General features: G+C 32.4%; 14 protein-coding genes and 1 tRNA gene. 2 read left to right on the forward strand and 13 right to left on the reverse strand.

Annotation, left to right across the window (positions count from 1 at the left end):
- Positions 1–139 precede the first annotated feature (139 nt).
- Positions 140–2749 carry a type I DNA topoisomerase gene (topA, locus tag A9G36_RS05205; RefSeq protein ID WP_065568515.1) on the reverse strand — a complete coding sequence of 870 codons (2610 nt, stop codon included), beginning with the start codon at positions 2747–2749 and terminating at the stop codon, positions 140–142.
- 29 nt (positions 2750–2778) lie between these two features.
- Positions 2779–3243, reverse strand: a complete 465-nt coding sequence (matP, locus tag A9G36_RS05210; RefSeq protein ID WP_065568516.1) for a macrodomain Ter protein MatP — start codon at positions 3241–3243, stop codon at positions 2779–2781.
- 150 nt (positions 3244–3393) lie between these two features.
- Here matP and A9G36_RS05215 point away from each other — a divergent pair, with 150 nt between their 5' ends.
- Complete coding sequence (locus tag A9G36_RS05215; RefSeq protein WP_065568517.1) at positions 3394–5082, forward strand: amidohydrolase; 1689 nt, start codon at positions 3394–3396, stop codon at positions 5080–5082.
- Positions 5083–5261: 179 nt separating this feature from the next.
- On the opposite strand, the gene A9G36_RS10160 is transcribed toward A9G36_RS05215, so the two are convergent.
- Positions 5262–5435 (reverse strand): hypothetical protein, encoded by a 174-nt coding sequence (locus tag A9G36_RS10160; RefSeq protein ID WP_176701017.1) that lies wholly within the window; start codon positions 5433–5435, stop codon positions 5262–5264.
- Between the two features lie 889 nt (positions 5436–6324).
- Complete coding sequence (locus A9G36_RS05225) at positions 6325–6546, reverse strand: hypothetical protein (protein WP_034945877.1); 222 nt, start codon at positions 6544–6546, stop codon at positions 6325–6327.
- Between the two features lie 350 nt (positions 6547–6896).
- Between A9G36_RS05225 and A9G36_RS05230 the strand changes: the two genes are divergently transcribed.
- Positions 6897–8258 carry an APC family permease gene (locus A9G36_RS05230; RefSeq protein WP_065568518.1) on the forward strand — a complete coding sequence of 454 codons (1362 nt, stop codon included), beginning with the start codon at positions 6897–6899 and terminating at the stop codon, positions 8256–8258.
- A 122-nt stretch (positions 8259–8380) separates the two neighbouring features.
- On the opposite strand, the gene A9G36_RS05235 is transcribed toward A9G36_RS05230, so the two are convergent.
- The 9 genes from A9G36_RS05235 to A9G36_RS05275 form a co-directional block, all read right to left on the reverse strand.
- Positions 8381–8644 (reverse strand): HPr family phosphocarrier protein, encoded by a 264-nt coding sequence (locus A9G36_RS05235; protein ID WP_034913021.1) that lies wholly within the window; start codon positions 8642–8644, stop codon positions 8381–8383.
- Positions 8645–8796: 152 nt separating this feature from the next.
- The gene (locus A9G36_RS05240) at positions 8797–9735 is read right to left on the reverse strand and encodes a phosphatidate cytidylyltransferase (protein ID WP_065585471.1); all 939 of its coding nucleotides are present in this window, start codon (positions 9733–9735) and stop codon (positions 8797–8799) included.
- A 62-nt stretch (positions 9736–9797) separates the two neighbouring features.
- Positions 9798–10280 carry a hypothetical protein gene (locus A9G36_RS05245; protein WP_065568520.1) on the reverse strand — a complete coding sequence of 161 codons (483 nt, stop codon included), beginning with the start codon at positions 10278–10280 and terminating at the stop codon, positions 9798–9800.
- Complete coding sequence (locus A9G36_RS05250) at positions 10274–11605, reverse strand: phosphatase PAP2/dual specificity phosphatase family protein (RefSeq protein ID WP_065585472.1); 1332 nt, start codon at positions 11603–11605, stop codon at positions 10274–10276. The genes A9G36_RS05245 and A9G36_RS05250 overlap by 7 nt, the downstream gene beginning before the upstream one ends.
- Positions 11606–11611: 6 nt before the next feature.
- On the reverse strand, positions 11612–13369 hold the full coding sequence (locus A9G36_RS05255; RefSeq protein ID WP_065585473.1) for a bifunctional alpha/beta hydrolase/class I SAM-dependent methyltransferase: 1758 nt from the start codon (positions 13367–13369) through the stop codon (positions 11612–11614).
- A 9-nt stretch (positions 13370–13378) separates the two neighbouring features.
- Positions 13379–13990: a CDP-alcohol phosphatidyltransferase family protein gene (locus A9G36_RS05260; protein ID WP_065585474.1), complete on the reverse strand. Its 612-nt coding sequence runs from the start codon at positions 13988–13990 to the stop codon at positions 13379–13381.
- 145 nt (positions 13991–14135) lie between these two features.
- Positions 14136–14855 carry an epoxyqueuosine reductase QueH gene (locus tag A9G36_RS05265; protein WP_065568539.1) on the reverse strand — a complete coding sequence of 240 codons (720 nt, stop codon included), beginning with the start codon at positions 14853–14855 and terminating at the stop codon, positions 14136–14138.
- Positions 14856–15508: 653 nt separating this feature from the next.
- Positions 15509–15841: a DMT family transporter gene (locus A9G36_RS05270; protein WP_034945887.1), complete on the reverse strand. Its 333-nt coding sequence runs from the start codon at positions 15839–15841 to the stop codon at positions 15509–15511.
- Positions 15842–17106: 1265 nt separating this feature from the next.
- A tRNA-Lys gene (locus tag A9G36_RS05275) sits at positions 17107–17182 on the reverse strand.
- Positions 17183–17313 lie beyond the last annotated feature (131 nt).

Raw genomic sequence — 17313 nt, forward strand, 5'->3', positions numbered from 1 at the left:
TGCTTTTCTCTCTTTTAATAATGCTTTAAAAGGGAGAATTTAGAAGGTAAGATTTTACATGTCAGCACAAAATAAAATCGTTTTTATACTGAAAAGCATACTTTCCTGAAACTTTTTAACAAAATTTAAAGGCTCTTACCTACTTTTTACCATTAACCCATTTACCATCTACGTATTGCATCACCCATCCTGTGGATTTTCCATTAACTTCAGAAGTAACATATTGTTGTTTGTTTTTACGACTAAAACGGACAATTGATGGATTTCCATTAGGATCTTTATTGGGAGCCTCAGTTAAATAAACAAATTTTTCCGGCAAACGATCTTTAAAACGTTGTAACTCTTCAATCAAAGGAGCACGTGTTTCTCTTGATTTTGGAAAGTTATGTGCAGCCAAAAAGATTCCTGAAGCACCATCACGTAATACAAAATGCGCATCTGATTTACTACATTGAAGTTCTGGTAGATCAACAGGATCTTCTTTTGGTGGTGCAACATCACCATTTTTTAAGATTTTACGCGTATTTTTACAATCAGGATTAGTACAGCCCATATATAGACCAAATCGCCCTGATTTTAAATGCATTTCTGAACCACATTTTTCGCACTCAATAATTGGTCCTTCGTAACTTTTAACCTTAAAGTTACCTTTTTCCACAATAAAACCATCACAAATTGGGTTATTGCCACAGATATGTAGTTTTCGTTCATTATCAAGTAGATAACTATCCATAGCTGTGTGACATTTTGGACAGCGTTTACGGGCTCTTAAAGCATCAGTTTCTGCTGTTTCAGCTTCTTCTAGAATATTTAATGTTTCGTGTTCAGGAATTAAGTTAATGGTCTGTTTACAACGCTCTTTAGGTGGCAACGCATAGCCTGAACAAGCTAAAAACACACCAGTACCGGCAGTCTTAATACCCATTTCACGCCCACAATTTGGACATTTAATTTCAGGTGTTAGCACCAATGGATTAAGCTTCATTCCCCCTTTATCTGGCGCCTGTTCAGCAACCTCAAGATGCTGACTAAAATCACTAAAAAACTGATCAAGCACTTCTCGCCATTCTTGTTTTTTATGAGCAATTTCATCCAGAGCATGTTCCATACGTGCTGTAAAATCATAACTCATTAGGTCATTGAAGTTTTCACTAAGTCTATCGGTAACAATTTCACCAATTTTTTCAGCATAAAACCGACGATTATCTAAACGCACATAACCACGATCTTGAATTGTCGAAATAATGGTTGCATAAGTCGATGGTCGCCCAATTTCTCGCTTTTCAAGCTCTTTAACAAGAGATGCTTCGTTATATCTTGCCGGCGGTTTGGTAAAATGCTGATTTGGATTTAAGTTAATTAAATCAAGCTTATCGTTTATCGATAGTGATGGTAATATTTTATCTTCATTATTTTTGGCTAGTTGTGGCTGTACTTTAGTCCAACCATCAAAACGCAATGTCCGACCTTTGGCTTTTAAAGTAAAATCACCTGAATTAACCGTAATTGTTGTTGAGTTATATTCAGCCGATGTCATTTGGCAAGCTACAAATTGGCGCCAAATTAGTTGGTATAATTTAGCGGCATCAGCTTCAACATCACTAAGATTATCAGCTAAGATTGTAACATCTGATGGGCGAATCGCTTCATGTGCTTCTTGCGAGTTCTTTTTACTACTGTATACATTAGCCGATTTTGGTAGATATTTATCGCCAAAATTTTTACCGATATAATCACGTACCATCACTAGTGCATCCTGACTTAAATTGGTCGAATCAGTACGCATATAGGTAATGTAACCTGCTTCATATAATCTTTGAGCCAACATCATGGTTTTTTTAACACCAAAACCAAGACGAGTACTTGCTGCCTGCTGTAAAGTCGAGGTAATAAAAGGTGCTGTTGGATTACTTTTAGTTGGCTTTTCTTCAATATTAGTTACTTGATATTGGCTTTTACTAAGTTCAGTTAGCGCAATATCAATGGCAACTTTATCTTTAGGTTCGAATGCTTCGTTTTTATAATGAGTGACTTGTAAACTTAATGGTTCATTTTTAGCCGTCTTCAAATCAGCAAACAGATCCCAGTATTCTTCAGGAATAAAAGCATGAATTTCACGTTCACGTTCAACAACAAGACGTACTGCTACAGATTGTACACGACCTGCTGATAAGCCTCTAGCAACCTTTTTCCAAAGTAATGGCGATAGCATAAAGCCAACGATTCGATCCATAAATCGACGTGCTTGCTGGGCGTTAACCCTATCCATATCAAGCATCGACGGTTCATTAAAAGCATTTTTGATGGCCGTTTTGGTAATTTCGTTAAAAACAACACGACGATACTTGCTATCTTCACCACCTATCACATCTTTAAGATGCCATGCAATGGCTTCCCCTTCTCTATCCAAATCGGTTGCGAGATAGATCATGTCAGCATCTTTAGCCAGTTTTTTCAGGTCAGACACAACCCGCTCTTTGCCAGGTAGAATTTCGTAATGTGCTTTCCAACCGTTATATGGGTCAACGCTCATGCGATCGACTAAGGCTTGTTTTTCGGAACGTTTAACTTTTTTCTCGGTTTTATTTTTTGTTTCTTTTGCGGTTTTTTCAGCTCGTTGGCTGCTACCACTCACAGGTAGATCGCGAATATGACCTACACTTGATTTAACCACGAAATCTTTACCAAGATATTTATTAATCGTTTTTGCTTTGGCTGGCGATTCCACAATAACAAGGGATTTTCCCATAATTAAACCTATTTATCCTATTGTTTTAGTTATTTACCGTCCAGTTTCACATTAAGAATTGACAGTAAATCGTCTTTAATTGTTGATACTTTTGTTGCATATTGCTCTTTCTGCTCAGCATCTTCAATCAGTTGAGTAATGGTTTGTGACAACGTGCATCCTCGGCGTTTCGCCAAATTAGCCAATCGTTGCCAGACTAAAAATTCCAAATCAATGGATTTTTTTCGAGTATATTGTTGTTCTGCATTAAAATGTCGTTTCCGTTTAGCCCGAATAGTTTGTTTCATACGATTATCTAAATCAGGGTTTAAATGCGCTTTTATCCAATCAACGACATTCGTTGGATTATGTTCTAATTGCATTAATTCATTTACAGCATGCTCAGCAGCGCTTTTTTCAATATAACGAGTAATTAACTCACCTTCTAGATGCCTTTTTACTAAATAATGCCACTTCCAACCGCATTCAAGGTTTTCTAATTGTTGATACTTCATCTGCTCACCTTGTGACGCTGTAACTAATCTAGTTTATTTGTAGCATAATCTCGACACACAATAAAGAAAATTATTACATTTGACAAATTTTTTATAAATCTGCTATCGTTCACCTTTCATTTTTGATGTTTATTTAAGGAATCACTCATAATGGTTAAAGCTGATGTTATTTATATTAATGGCTATATTTATACAGCAGATAAACAAAACAGTGTTTGTGAAGCTGTAGCGATTAAAAATGGCTATATTATTGCAACAGGAACTTCGCAAGAAATAAATAGCAGTAATTATATTGATAATCAAACAATAATTAATGATTTAAAAGGTAAAACCATGATGCCTGGCATTATTGATTCGCATTTGCATACTTTTTGGGGAGGAATGCAACTATCTTCATGTAATTTGAATTATCAAAGCTTAACTATTGATGAAACCTTAGCCATTATACAACAATATTTAGATAAAGATTCTATAAGCGATGATAATCACTGGTTGCAAGTTCGTGGTTGGTTACGACAAGAGGTGTTACCTATCGGTACCGATATTACACGCTTTGACCTTGATAGGCTCAATACAAAACGCCCTGTTATTTTATTTTCAAATGACTGTCATACATTAGTTGCCAATAGCATTGCTTTAGAAAAATTTGGGCTAGATAGAAACACGCCAGAGCCAACTGATGGTAAAATTGGTCGTACTGATGACGGCGAATTAAATGGTATATTAGAAGATGCCCCAGCCATGCGTGCATTTGACAGCATATCTAAACTCACCGATGAACAAGCACTTAATATTGCAAAATTATCGCAAGCAGAATTAAATAAACAGGGCGTTACTGCCGTTATGGATGCTCGAATTACTGAAACTCAAGCAGATGCCTTTTTAAGACTACAGCAACAAGATACACTTTCTATCCGTTTGTTTGGGGCTCGAGAATTGCCACCTGATGATGTGTCATCAATCGCCGATATTCCAAATGTCATTGAGAAAGTAAAACAGTTTGCCGCTCGTTATGATGATAAAAACTGGCAACCTAAACCAGGCATTAAAATATCACATACTAAGTTATTTGTAGATGGCGTAATGCAAGCACCTTTGATGACTGCACGATTACTTAAACCATATCAATTAGAAGACGAAAAAGATCGTTACGGAGATCTTTATTATTCCACTGAAATGTTAGATGCATTAATACTTGAATCTGCAAAAGCAGGGTTTCATCCTCATATGCATACTGTTGGTGAAGGGGCAATTGAAGTGGTACTTGATGCTATTGAAAAAATGCGAAAAGCCTTACCTAATGCTGATATCCGTCCAAGCACTGCACATAACGAACTAAGCGCAGCACACCAGTTTGCCAGATATAAACAATTAAACGCTTGCGTAGTATTTTCTTTCCAGTGGGCTGGTTGTAGTTCGGCAATGATCGAACAATATAAAACGTTATTTGGTCCAGAGCGTTATAACGGTTTAGAAGCTCATGGACAATATATAGATGCAGGTGTAACTTGCGCATTTGGGAGTGATTGGCCAATTGATCCGTTAAATGAGTGGTATGATTTCCAAATTGCCATGACCCGACAAATTGATGCTGATCATCCGCAATTAGATAGTGATCGTAATTTAACCATTACCGAAGTATTACGTAGTGCCACTATCAATGCTGCATATGTATTAAAACAAGATGAATATATTGGTTCAATTGAAAAAGGTAAATTTGCTGATTTAATTATTTTAGATCGCAACCCATTTACCATACCAACTAATGATATCCAAAACGTTAATGTGTTAACAACTATTGTTGGCGGTAAAACGGTTTATCAAAATGATGTAATTTAAAATTTAAATTTTTTTATGTCAAATTGCTACACCAACAATTATTAGTGGTGTAGCATAAATAATTATCCAAGCTTTAATCAACTTCAATTGCTTTTTCAATTGCTTTTTCTGTTTCCACCGTTTTCGTTTTTATGAAATGTAAATAATAGCAATAATCAATGCTTCGATAAACATATCAATCACATACCATATGGCCCCTTAGTCATTCCCCCTAAAGCTACTAAACCACCAAATGCGACAAGCGAATCTATGCCATTTATCATGCCTAACAGACCAGCAACCTCTATACTTTTAGCATGAGCCAATGCAATATTTGGCAACACATCTATTTCCATTTTTTGCTCATGAGCCATCACATCTTCAAAAAAACTTTTAACATCTATTTAAATAAGGTTGGCTAGTTTCAGCCATTAAATTAATGATAGATGATTTGTGATTCGTAACTTCACTGATTAAATCAACCGATAAAACAAGGATTGACAGCATAAATATAGCCTCTTTATTATTGATAACTATCAAAAATAACTTAATTTTTGCATTATTTAGCACATTAAATATACAATAATTTATTTATGCCGACATTTATTTTGTATGACAAATAATAGATTTGGATCACAAATATGAAAATTAAAACGCATAATGTGTTTTTCCCGAAATCGCTAAAGCTTTTGTTTTCTGTCTTGTGAATCGCTAAATAATCATTGATAATGCTATATCTCAGTTCAAATTTTGGGATTTTCTATTCGTTTGTGGATAGGCAATTTTGTGAATTTTTGATTAAGATAATGGTTATCACACAGTTTATCTAAATAAACAAAGACAGCGCATTTTTGTTAAAAAGTTTCAGGAACGCAATGTGTTTAAGTAAAAACAAAAATCATATCAATAACAGCAAATAAAAATTTCCTAGTTTGATGTTATTTTTAAATAAAGAGAAACTATAGGAATTTTTCATGTTATTTATAGTAATTTCTTAAATTATCCCTACATCTTAATTTTGTATCCATATTTTCATATATTTTAATCGGTTTAAGAGGAATTAATTCTTTGTGGTTTACTTCACATTCAGAATTTTTATTTGAAAGAATAATGATTTGTCCCAATGGTAATTTGAAGTCAAGAAGTGCATATGGTACAACGGGAGCTAATGTATAAAACTCTCTATCTCTGTTATCTGGAGGAAACTCATAATAAACAACTTTTTTATTATAGACATACACGATCGTGTCAGAATGTTACTGATTATAGTCCAAAATCAGTATTGGTATCAGAATATTGAACTTTTTTGACATCAATAGCTTGATCACGCATAAACTTTAAATAATATCTGCCGATATTGCCACTTATTAACCACAACTCATCCCATTTTAAATCAGTATAATCAGTTAACTTGATAGTTTTAATAGAATTTTCTTCAATATTATTTAATATTTTTTCTAATAGTGCTTTATTACAATTTGTCAAAACTAAACAAATAATTAATAAAAAATAATTTTTTTCATTTTTTGATTTCCCTTTTACCTTAAAACTAGATTTACTGTTTTATAGCTCTAATTTTTTCCTAAAATATTATTTATTTTAAAACATCAAATATAAATCGATATTGAATTAGTGGAAAAAATTTTACTTTATTAGGAGTTGATTATAATTAGTTCATATTAAATAATTTGCATAATTTAATGTCAATATAATTAAAATTAGCTTGCATAATTATTATAATATGGCAGAATTCCCTGCCGCTTTAAGCGGGTAAAAAGGCAAAACTATACTTAGTAGTTTTTTATTGTTTTTTGGGACAGAGGAGCAAAGTAGTCATGTCCGCAATAAAAATGAAACGAGTTTTAACCACACCTGCATTAATTGCATTTGGTTTAGCTTATATGGTTCCTTTGGGAATCTTTACCACTTATGGGGAAGTCACTGTTGCCAGTAATGGACACTTGCCTATAGCCTATATTATCACCCTTGCGATGATCTTTTTTACAGCCTTAAGCTATTGTCGTATGACAAATAAGCTACCTATTGCTGGTTCTGCTTATTCCTATGTACAACGCACTTTTGGTGGAAAAGTTGGATTTTTGGTGGGTTGGGCACAAATTCTTGATTACCTATTTTTACCAATATTAAATTATTTGGTACTAGGTATTTATCTTAATGAAGCATTTCCTAGCATTCCTGCACCTTTTTTTGTATTGGGGTCTTTAATTAGTGTTAGCTTTTTAAATTATTTAGGAATTAAATTAATTAATTCGGTTAATTTCACTTTGATCATTGTCCAAGTAATTTTTATCGGATTATTTATCTTTTTGACATTTACCAGTGTCAATTTGACCCCTGATTCTATGATGAAACCTCTATTAGTCAATCCAAAAGATTTTAGTGGATTACTATCTGGTGCAGCAATATTATGCCTTGCTTTTTTAGGCTTTGATGCTATTGCTACATTAGCTGAAGAATCTAATGATGCCCAAAAATCACTACCAAAAGCAATTATATGGACAGTACTCATTGCTGGATGTATCTTTTTAGTTGTTTCTTATTGTGCACATTTGGCTTATCCTTCTTGGACTGATTTTGTTGATAATAAAGATACCGCAAGTTTAGCAGTAGTTCGTCAAGTTGGTATTATTAGCCATTTAGGTAGTGAATTTATGTATAACTTTTTCCAAGCTGCTTATTTAACGGGGGTGTTTGCTTCAGCAATGACTGCACAAACCAGTGTATCACGGATATTCTATGCAATGGGACGTGAAGGGGTGCTACCTAAACAGATTTTTTATAAAATTCACCCACGCTTTAGAACACCTTATTTATCGATTATCTTTGTTGCCTGTTTTTCATTGCTGTCATTAGTACTAGATCTTAGTTTAGTGGTTTCAATGATAAGTTTTGGTGCATTAGTGGCTTTTACTTTTGTCAATTTATGTGTTATTAAAAGCTATTTAGGAAAAGGAAGCTCAAAAACAATATCAATGCTATTTAAATATGGACTATTACCTACAATTGGCGTTTTACTTTCATTGTGGTTGTGGACAAGCCTTGATGCGACAGCAATGATTGTTGGTTTAATTTGGTTAGCAATTGGATTCTTCTATCTAATTTATCTAACTAAAGGTTTTACTACATTATTGCCATCAATTGATCATAAAGAATTAAGTTCAATAATTAAAGATTAAGTTAAAATCTTTTTAAACAGGTCTACTTAAAAGTATTTAGTTATGCCCTTTAAAAAATCCCGTCGATTAAAATCGACGGGATTATTAAAATATTTTAAGCTAACTTATATTAACTAAGTTAATTATTCACCAAAACCAGTTGCAAATAATTCACGGATTTCGTCCATTGCTGCTTGTTCATCTTCACCATCACAGATGATTTCTACAGTTGAACCACCTTTAACGCCTGCACCAAGTAAACCCATCATACTTTTTAATTTAATTGCTTTATCATTATAAACAAGCTCAATTGAAGATTTATAGCGACCAGCTAATTTAACTAGTGTTGTAACTGGGCGAGCATGTAAGCCCGTTGAATTTTTTACTACCATTTGCTCTTTTAACATATTATATATCCTTCTTTATATCTTAATATTAATACAATGCCTGTATTTATATCATAAATTAAATTGTTTTTCTCTTTTTTACATGTAAATTTTTATACTATTTCATTTTTGTAAATTATTAAAATTACAGTTAGTTAAATATTATAGAAGCCCTATATCCAAAAATAACGGACAACATGAAAAAAGATTGGCGCAGCAAAACAGATAGAATCAAAACGATCAAGTACACCACCATGACCACCGATTAGCTTTCCCCAATCTTTTACACCTCTATCACGTTTAATGGCTGACATAACCAATCCCCCCAGAAACCCCAGCAACGTAAGCATAAGTGAAATTAAGCCCGCTTGTATAAAGCTAAAAGGGGTTAACCAAAATAAACAAGCACCTATTAAACTTGCTGATAATATTCCACCAATAAATCCTTCAATGGTTTTAGATGGTGATAAATTAGGGCTAATTTTGCGTTTACCAAACAACTTACCAAACACGTATTGCAACACATCAGATAGTTCAACAACTAATACCAAATAGGCAATTAACAAAAGATTACGATCTTCATAATGATCAATAGGTAATATTAATATTGCTGGTACACAAGAAATGCTATAAACTGTAATCATTAACCCCCATTGCACTTCAGCAGTTCGTGCTAAAAAATTATCCGTTGACCCTGTTATTGCTGCTAAAATTGCTAATAATAAAAAACCATAAACAGGAATAAAGATACTAAACAACTCATACCATGACATAACCACTAAAATGTATTGCACTGGTAAAGCAATACAATAAGCAAATATCAATGCATAAAAATCATAACGATTGACAGAGGTTAAAATTAAAAATTCACGTAATGCAATACCTGATATCACAAAGAACAGAAAAATCACAGCTAATTTCCCTATCAAAAACGCAACACTGATAATTGCCACCATTACCCACCATGCGTTTATGCGAGTATTGAGATTATCAATTACACTATTTGGACTACTAAAACGCCTTTTTAGCAGCCAACCAATAGTTGATGCAATCATAAGAAAAATAGCAATACCGCTAAATAACAACAAAATATCACTTTGATAATTAAACATTATTTATTATTTTCCTCTTATTATTTATTGTTTAATATAAAGCTATTTTATTATCAAGTTTATTAACAAACTTGAATAATACTACTAACCCATGCGTTTATTAACAATATGATTTGTATTACAAGCACAATAATTTGTTGCTTAAACAACCTTAATGTACCTTGTTGACGTGCAGTAATGGTTCTTGTTGGTAACTGGTCAGATTTAATTAAATGAAAAGTTACTAACGCATTATCTAATTCTATTAGTGTATTAGTTAGTTGTTCGTTACAGGTTACTAGATAATCAAACAACCGCTTGTCAAATTGGATACGCAAGAAGTAATAGAGGTTAATTAAACCAATAATAAAAGCCATAAAATAAAAAATAGTTAATGATAAAGGCCCATTAATTATCCCATTTGTTATTAAACCAAAGCATAAGGCTATAATGGTTAATAGTAGTGAAAATAGGCCAATTGGTAAGCTAATAGCCAATAAGCTACAAAATGTCACCAGTGATATTTGAGACACTGTTACTATTTTGCATTCATCATGATTTAACATGTCAATTCCCTTTTTACTATTTGTGAAAACCATTCAGATAATATTAACCGTTGCTTAGTGGTAATAACCGTATTACTCCGGCATGTTTTTACCTTAGCTATTGCCTCATCTATACTTGATACTCTTTTAGTCAACACTAACCAAGCAATAATAGCTGTAGCACTGCGTGAATACCCCAAAGCACAACAGACTAATAATTTACCCTGCTTATTAAACTTTTCAATAGTTTCGGCTATTTGTTGACATTTTTCAATATTGAGTGGTGTCATATCCAATACAGGGATCAGTTTATAATGGCTATTAAATTGGGTTATCGGTAATTCAGCACAAAGATCTACAATAAAAGTAAATTGATTTTCTAGCAATATTTTATTAGATGGTATGCGACCTAAATAAACATTATCAGCAATTAAATCCATTGGATTATTTTTAAATGTCCATACCCGTGAATTAATCCACATAATAATAAAATAAGGCAAATATAAAATAGTAACGACCAAATTAAAGTGCCCATTATCCTGTTTTTGAAAACCAACCACGCCAAATAATAAATAATTTAGAGATACTAGTAAAAATGCACCTGAAACCCATAATAACCATAATGCCCAAGAAGAAAAGTAGATAGCAGAACAAAACGAGAATAAAAACAGTAAAAAATAGATGCTACCCCACACATATTGTTTAGGTAACTGATCAATTTTTATTGGCGATAAATGATTGTCTGGCCATAACCAGATACAAAAGCACCCCACCCAAAGCCCTGTCGGAATATCAAAAAAATGATGTTGCCAAGTGGTTAATACTGATAAGCCGATCAATAAGCACAAAATATTCAACATATAACGCCAAATTCCTCGAAAATAACTGGCGTAAAATTGCCACAAAATAACCAATAAGGTAATGTGAAGTGATGGTGCTTGATTAAAGGGTTTATCAAACCCCATTAAGATATCAAATAATATCCCCGATAATCCATCTAATGCAGGTCGTTCAAAAGAAAATTTGAGCGGGAAGATAAAAAAACAGGTTATACAAATAATCTGAGCAGATAAAAGACGAAAACAGAGGATTTTTAGTGTTTGATAAGAACAAGCCAGCAAAATTGCAAGCCCATACATAAGGTCTATCGACCAATAAGGTATGATGGACCAAGGCCATAAAGGGATTAAACGTTCCCATTCAAAAACAATACGACCTACATCGTTACGTGTAGAAGTAAACCAGTTAGCAAAATTATAGCTAGTAAAAAAGAATGCGACCAAACTAATTAGCCATATTGATTTATAAACAATAAACTTATTAAACCGCCATTTTACGCTAATCATTATTAATTATTTAATTCGTTGCGCAAGTGATACGGTAAAAATTCCCCATTTATCAATACGCATGGTTATTTTTCTAAAACCTGCCGATGCAACTAATTGATCCATTTCAAGTTGAGTACGTCTTCTCATAATCCATGGTTTTCCATCACGATGAGATGTTAGTATCCTTGCTATAAGCTCTAACTGTGGATGCCATGGCTGGTTGGTATAAATTAAATATCCTCCTTCAGGCACAGACTCAGCAAGCCCTGCTAGAGAATCACGTAACATCTGATTATCGCTAAACAGCTCATACAACCCAGAAACAACAGCTAATGTGGTGGTAGGTGACAATTGGGCTAATTGCTGTCGATTAAAAGCATCCCCTTTTTCAAAACGCACTATATCCGTTAAGCCTTTTTCTTCTATTAACGCTCTACCCTTTTGTACATTAATATCGCTGTAATCTCGTAATAATACAGAATTAGGCTTGTTAGAAATTTGATTAACTGTTTCTAAAATATAACGCCCGTGCCCTGCGGCTATATCAACAATATCCACAGAATAGTTCTGCGCATGTAACTTATCGATGGCTAATTTTAATAGTTCTTCAAGATGCACTTTACGCTGTCTAATTCCTCGCCAACCAATCGATTGAAGATAAATATAATCCAAAAAATGCCCAAGTTTTGATGTTCCTGATGGTTCATTACGATAAACGTAATCAAGTGTGCTTCCCGAATCAAATCCTGTATTAAATCCTAACTTGATTCCATCTGAGAGTTTACTAGCATATTTTAAATTAGCTTTAATAAATCGCCAGTATAAAGTCTTAATCAAACCTGATGGCGGCAATGTTAAATTGTCGACCTCTTGCCTTGTGTATCCTATCAAATCAGCATTAGTTAATAATGGAACACATGGTTGGTTAGCAAAACAACCAATAATAAATCGTCTTGCATAATCAAGTGCTAATTTACGGTCTTTTTCACCAAAAGTGTCATGATAAAATCCAGGTAATATATGAAATTCTTTTTGTTCTGTACCTAAATTATTGTAAAACAGTTTTTGTTGTTTACGCTTGACAACATAATCTGAACCTGAAACTAACAACTGTGTTGGTACAGTTATCGCATTTGCATCTTTAACAATACGATCCGACACTGCATATAAATCCAAAAGTAAGCGTACTGATATTGGTCGTGTTATTAACGGATCTTCTGTGAAAGATTGTACTCGATCAGCATCATGTGTCAACAAATTAGGTTTTACATAGCTATTAACAAAAAAGTTACCTTTCAAGTTATACAGTAATTTTAAACCTGGCACAGCTAATGGCACATACAATTTTATGTCAAAAGCTGGAGAGCCAAGTACTAAAGCACGAATATTTGGCACATAATCATGTACCCATGCTGAAGCGATAACCGCACCCACACTTTGGGCTATAACAGCAATATCTTCTGGATTTATATCATAGCCATCTATAATATGTTCAATAAAACAGTTTGCATCTTTAATTAAAGTTGCAAAATCAGGAGCATCACCTCGCTCACCTTCAGATTGACCGTTACCTCGGGCATCCCAAGCAAAGATATGATAATCGGGTAGATTTAATTCGTCAGCAAGATGTGCTACTCGCCCAGAGTGTTCATGACCACGATGAAAAAGAACAATTGCTCGCGAAGGTTTAGTATTGCTATCACTGTCAACTGCTGGCCAATAACGATAAAATAATTGGCAGCTATCATGGCTAATAAATGTTTTTTGTTGCTGTTGACGCATATTTTCTCCTTATGATTTTTGAGCGTCTAAAATCCCTTTTCGAATTCTATTAATAATGGTATAAATTAGCAAAATACTGATTATAGATAATAATATATTGATCCAATTTAAAGGTAATAAATAAGTTGCAATGGCTAGACTTATAGCCCCAAAAGTAAACGCTCGATCGCTTTTTCCCATTGGGCCGTCATACCGCCTTGAAACACCGACCATAATACCTAACACGCCACTATATTCTGTTAATAATGACAATAAAATCACCAAAATGACTAAATCATTATTCACGACATCTATTGTCGTAAAAATAAATAATAATGCACTATCTGACACAACATCACAAATTTCATTTAAATAAGCACCCAAATTTGTTTGTTGGTTATATTCTTTTGCTAATATGCCATCAATAGCATTGAGTGCCATACGAATAAACATCCATATTGGAACAAGGAAAAAAATCCATTGGTACGTAACTAATGCGCCAACAATTAAAGCAATCAAAATTGAACCAAAACAGGCGGTTAATGTTACCTGATTGGCGGTAATATTGGCCTTATAAAGAAAATTAGCATAAGGCCTAAGGATTGCTTGAAATTTTGGTTTTAATTGATAAATTGACAATATACTAATACCCCCTCATTGCAAACACATAACTTATAGCTAATCTAATGAATTATAATAATATAAATTATAGATATAACTATTGAATAATTTTTGAGAATTGCGTGTTCATAAATAAACCTACCATGATTTTAATGTATCTTTATGCTTAAAGGTCTTTCTCTAATCCTTGTTTAGCAATAGCTATCACACTTTTCAAATCGACACCTTGTGCTTTGGCAGCAAAAATACAACCACAATAGCATTGTCGATATACATCGTATTCTTTACAAAGTTCAATTGAGCGTTTATAACCATTATTCTTTTTAAAATCAGAAGGTAAATAATTCACTGAAAAAATCTCTTGGATTTCAAATCCAAGTTCATTTATCTTTTGGCTATTTTTTTTAGGGCTAAGCGTTAATGCACTAGCAAAATAATCGAATCCCAACTCTTGAGCTTTAATGGCTGCTAAATCTAAACGCATTTTGTAACAGATATGGCAACGCTCGCCACCTTCGGGCTCATCACGCAAATGACCAACTTGTTTAATAAATTCTGCTGGCTGATAAGGCGCCTCTAAAAATTGCACATTATTGCCTGTTTTTTCGTTAAAGTCGGCGATAAATTTTTGCTGTACCACGCTACGATGCTCATATTCAACACGAGGATGAATATTTGAATTAGCAAAATAGATCGTAATATCGGCATATTGAGCTAAATATTCTAAAACATAAGTACTACACGGCGCACAGCAGCTATGAATCAATAATTTAGGACGAACTTCTTTCAATTGCCAATCGGCAATCACATCTTTTAACACAGAATCATAATTGATTTTATTATGAGAGTTTAGTTTTTCGAGAATATCTTTGGCATTAATTAACATGAGGACTAAATTTATAATTTTGGTGGTTAAAGTCTTTTTAAGTGGATATATAATATAGCGATATATGCAACCATTCAAGATAAGCATAAAAATTTTAATGCTTCAACGTTCACATCACTTAAAACATTTTATCATACAGAATTATTACTTTAATATTATCATTCTTATTAATGATGATGTGTTATTTGATAACTTTTAAAGTTTTCGATGAACCAAATATATTTATTTTTATACGGTTACTTACAAAAATGTTAACTATTTTATATGGAAAGCAATGATTATTTTAAGGCAAATTATTCTATAAAAAAGAAACTTAATAAATAGGATTTATAAAAAGTAAGTAAACTTATTTTTATAATTAATATAGTTTTTGTATATAGGTAGCATTGAAAATTATTTAAAACTCTTTTTGGTATTATTTAACATGAAAAGGTTGATATAACTAATTTTATTTTACTTCACTTTAATTTTTGATTCATTTTTTGGGGTTAGTTTGTTTATGTTACCACTCCGCTTAGAGAGTACTAAAAATGTCAACTAAACCATGCAAGTTGTCTATAAAATAAATGAACGAGTGTCGAATAATTACTTTTCTATTTTTAGAAATTTACATTATTGAACAGATTTACAGAGCACTCTCTCAATAAGTAATTTTAATGCCCTGAGACCTTAGAAAACAGATTTATTATAATAACACCAAACATAATGAATCCCATGCCAATCATTGCAGCTAAATCCAAACTTTGTTTTAAGAAAATCCAAGCTATTAAACTAATAAGAACGATACCAATTCCTGACCAAATTGCATAAGCGATACCTACTGGAATTGTTTTTAATGCTAAAGAAAGAATATAAAATGAAGCGCTATAGCCGATAATGGTTATAATCGAGAAAACAAGATTGGTAAAACCATTAGATAATTTCAATGAAGAAGTTGCGATAACTTCACAAATAATTGCAAAAAAAAGAAGCAAATATGAATTCATTTTTAATACCTATAATTACTTAAAATGCTAATATAAATAATATCCAAAATATTACAGCATTTTGCAAAATTTTTAATTATCTAAACAAAAATTTCAATCGCTAATGATTAAAAATATCATATGCAATAAGTTGGCTATTAGTAAATGAAAGATACTGAAATACTTTGAATTTTTGAAATCAATACTACCATAACAATTTATCATAAATTTAAATAGACAAAATGATGGTTCATAACATGCTTTTTTATTTATTAATCATAAAATAGAATTTCTTTTTTCTATTTTAAGCATATTTTTAATATCGATACACTTTCTATTTAATCTTATCATATTTTTCTACTAAATATGATATTACATTAGAAGAAAATTCATCGTTGTAATATGCTAATCACGATTAATATATTGATTATCATATTAATTCTATTTCTAAAAATAAAATCATTTTCGCCAAATCATAACGGTTAAATCAAAGTCAAAAAATAAATACAAATGTATTAATACAATATAAACAAATTAATAACAAATTCTATCTAAATAATTTTTAAAAGATTCCATTTGATTTATTAAGCCTAAAAATTGCTATAATTAATTTTTAATTAGCTAATTTTTTATATTGATGACGAAACTAAATATCGTATTTTCTCACCAATAACACGTTACTAATTACACGTAAAATGTGGCAATTAGTTAATAAAAAATAGAAATTGGGCTAGGATAAATGAATGTAGTGATATTTAGTTGTGCAGAGACAAATCTTCGACAAGCAAGAGGTTAGTGCAACCTCTTCCAAGTGTAACGTGGCACAATGTGAATCTTGTTAACCGTGTGGCAACGGTAATAAATGATGATACAAAATCAGAGAGAACTAAGTTGTTACTGTTAAATCATGGTGCAATTGAATTGATACATAAATTACGATTTAAAAATAATTGTGAATAAGTTTTTACACGTAAACCCAAAACGCATTAATGATATTGATCAACCAGATCTTAGCAATACCTATGAACTATAGGGTATTGAAGATTTTACATTCCATGATTTGAGCCACACTTGGTCAAGCTGGCACGTTCAAGTTAGTACACTATTATTTACGTTAAAAGTGCTTGCAGCGGAAATGTTGAAATGATAAAGAAATACACTCACTTGAATACTGATCATATGCTAGAGCTTGCCAAATAATGTCACATTCACGGCACAAAGTATAATTGACACTCATACACAGGACCACAAACAACCTAAATAGCGTTGTAAAAGCAGGCATTTAATGGTGGGTTGTGAGGGGATCGAACCCGCGACCAATTGATTAAGAGTCAACTGCTCTACCGACTGAGCTAACAACCCACAGAATTAATTCGGATCATTGTATATAAATCTATAATAAAATGCAAACTATCATTTGAATTAATTTTATCATTATAAAATTTTACTACCGATTTGTTTTTTATTTGAAGTGGAATTAACCACATGAATTA

This window comes from Gilliamella sp. Choc6-1, from assembly GCF_001690385.1.
GTDB lineage: Bacteria > Pseudomonadota > Gammaproteobacteria > Enterobacterales > Orbaceae > Gilliamella > Gilliamella apicola_A.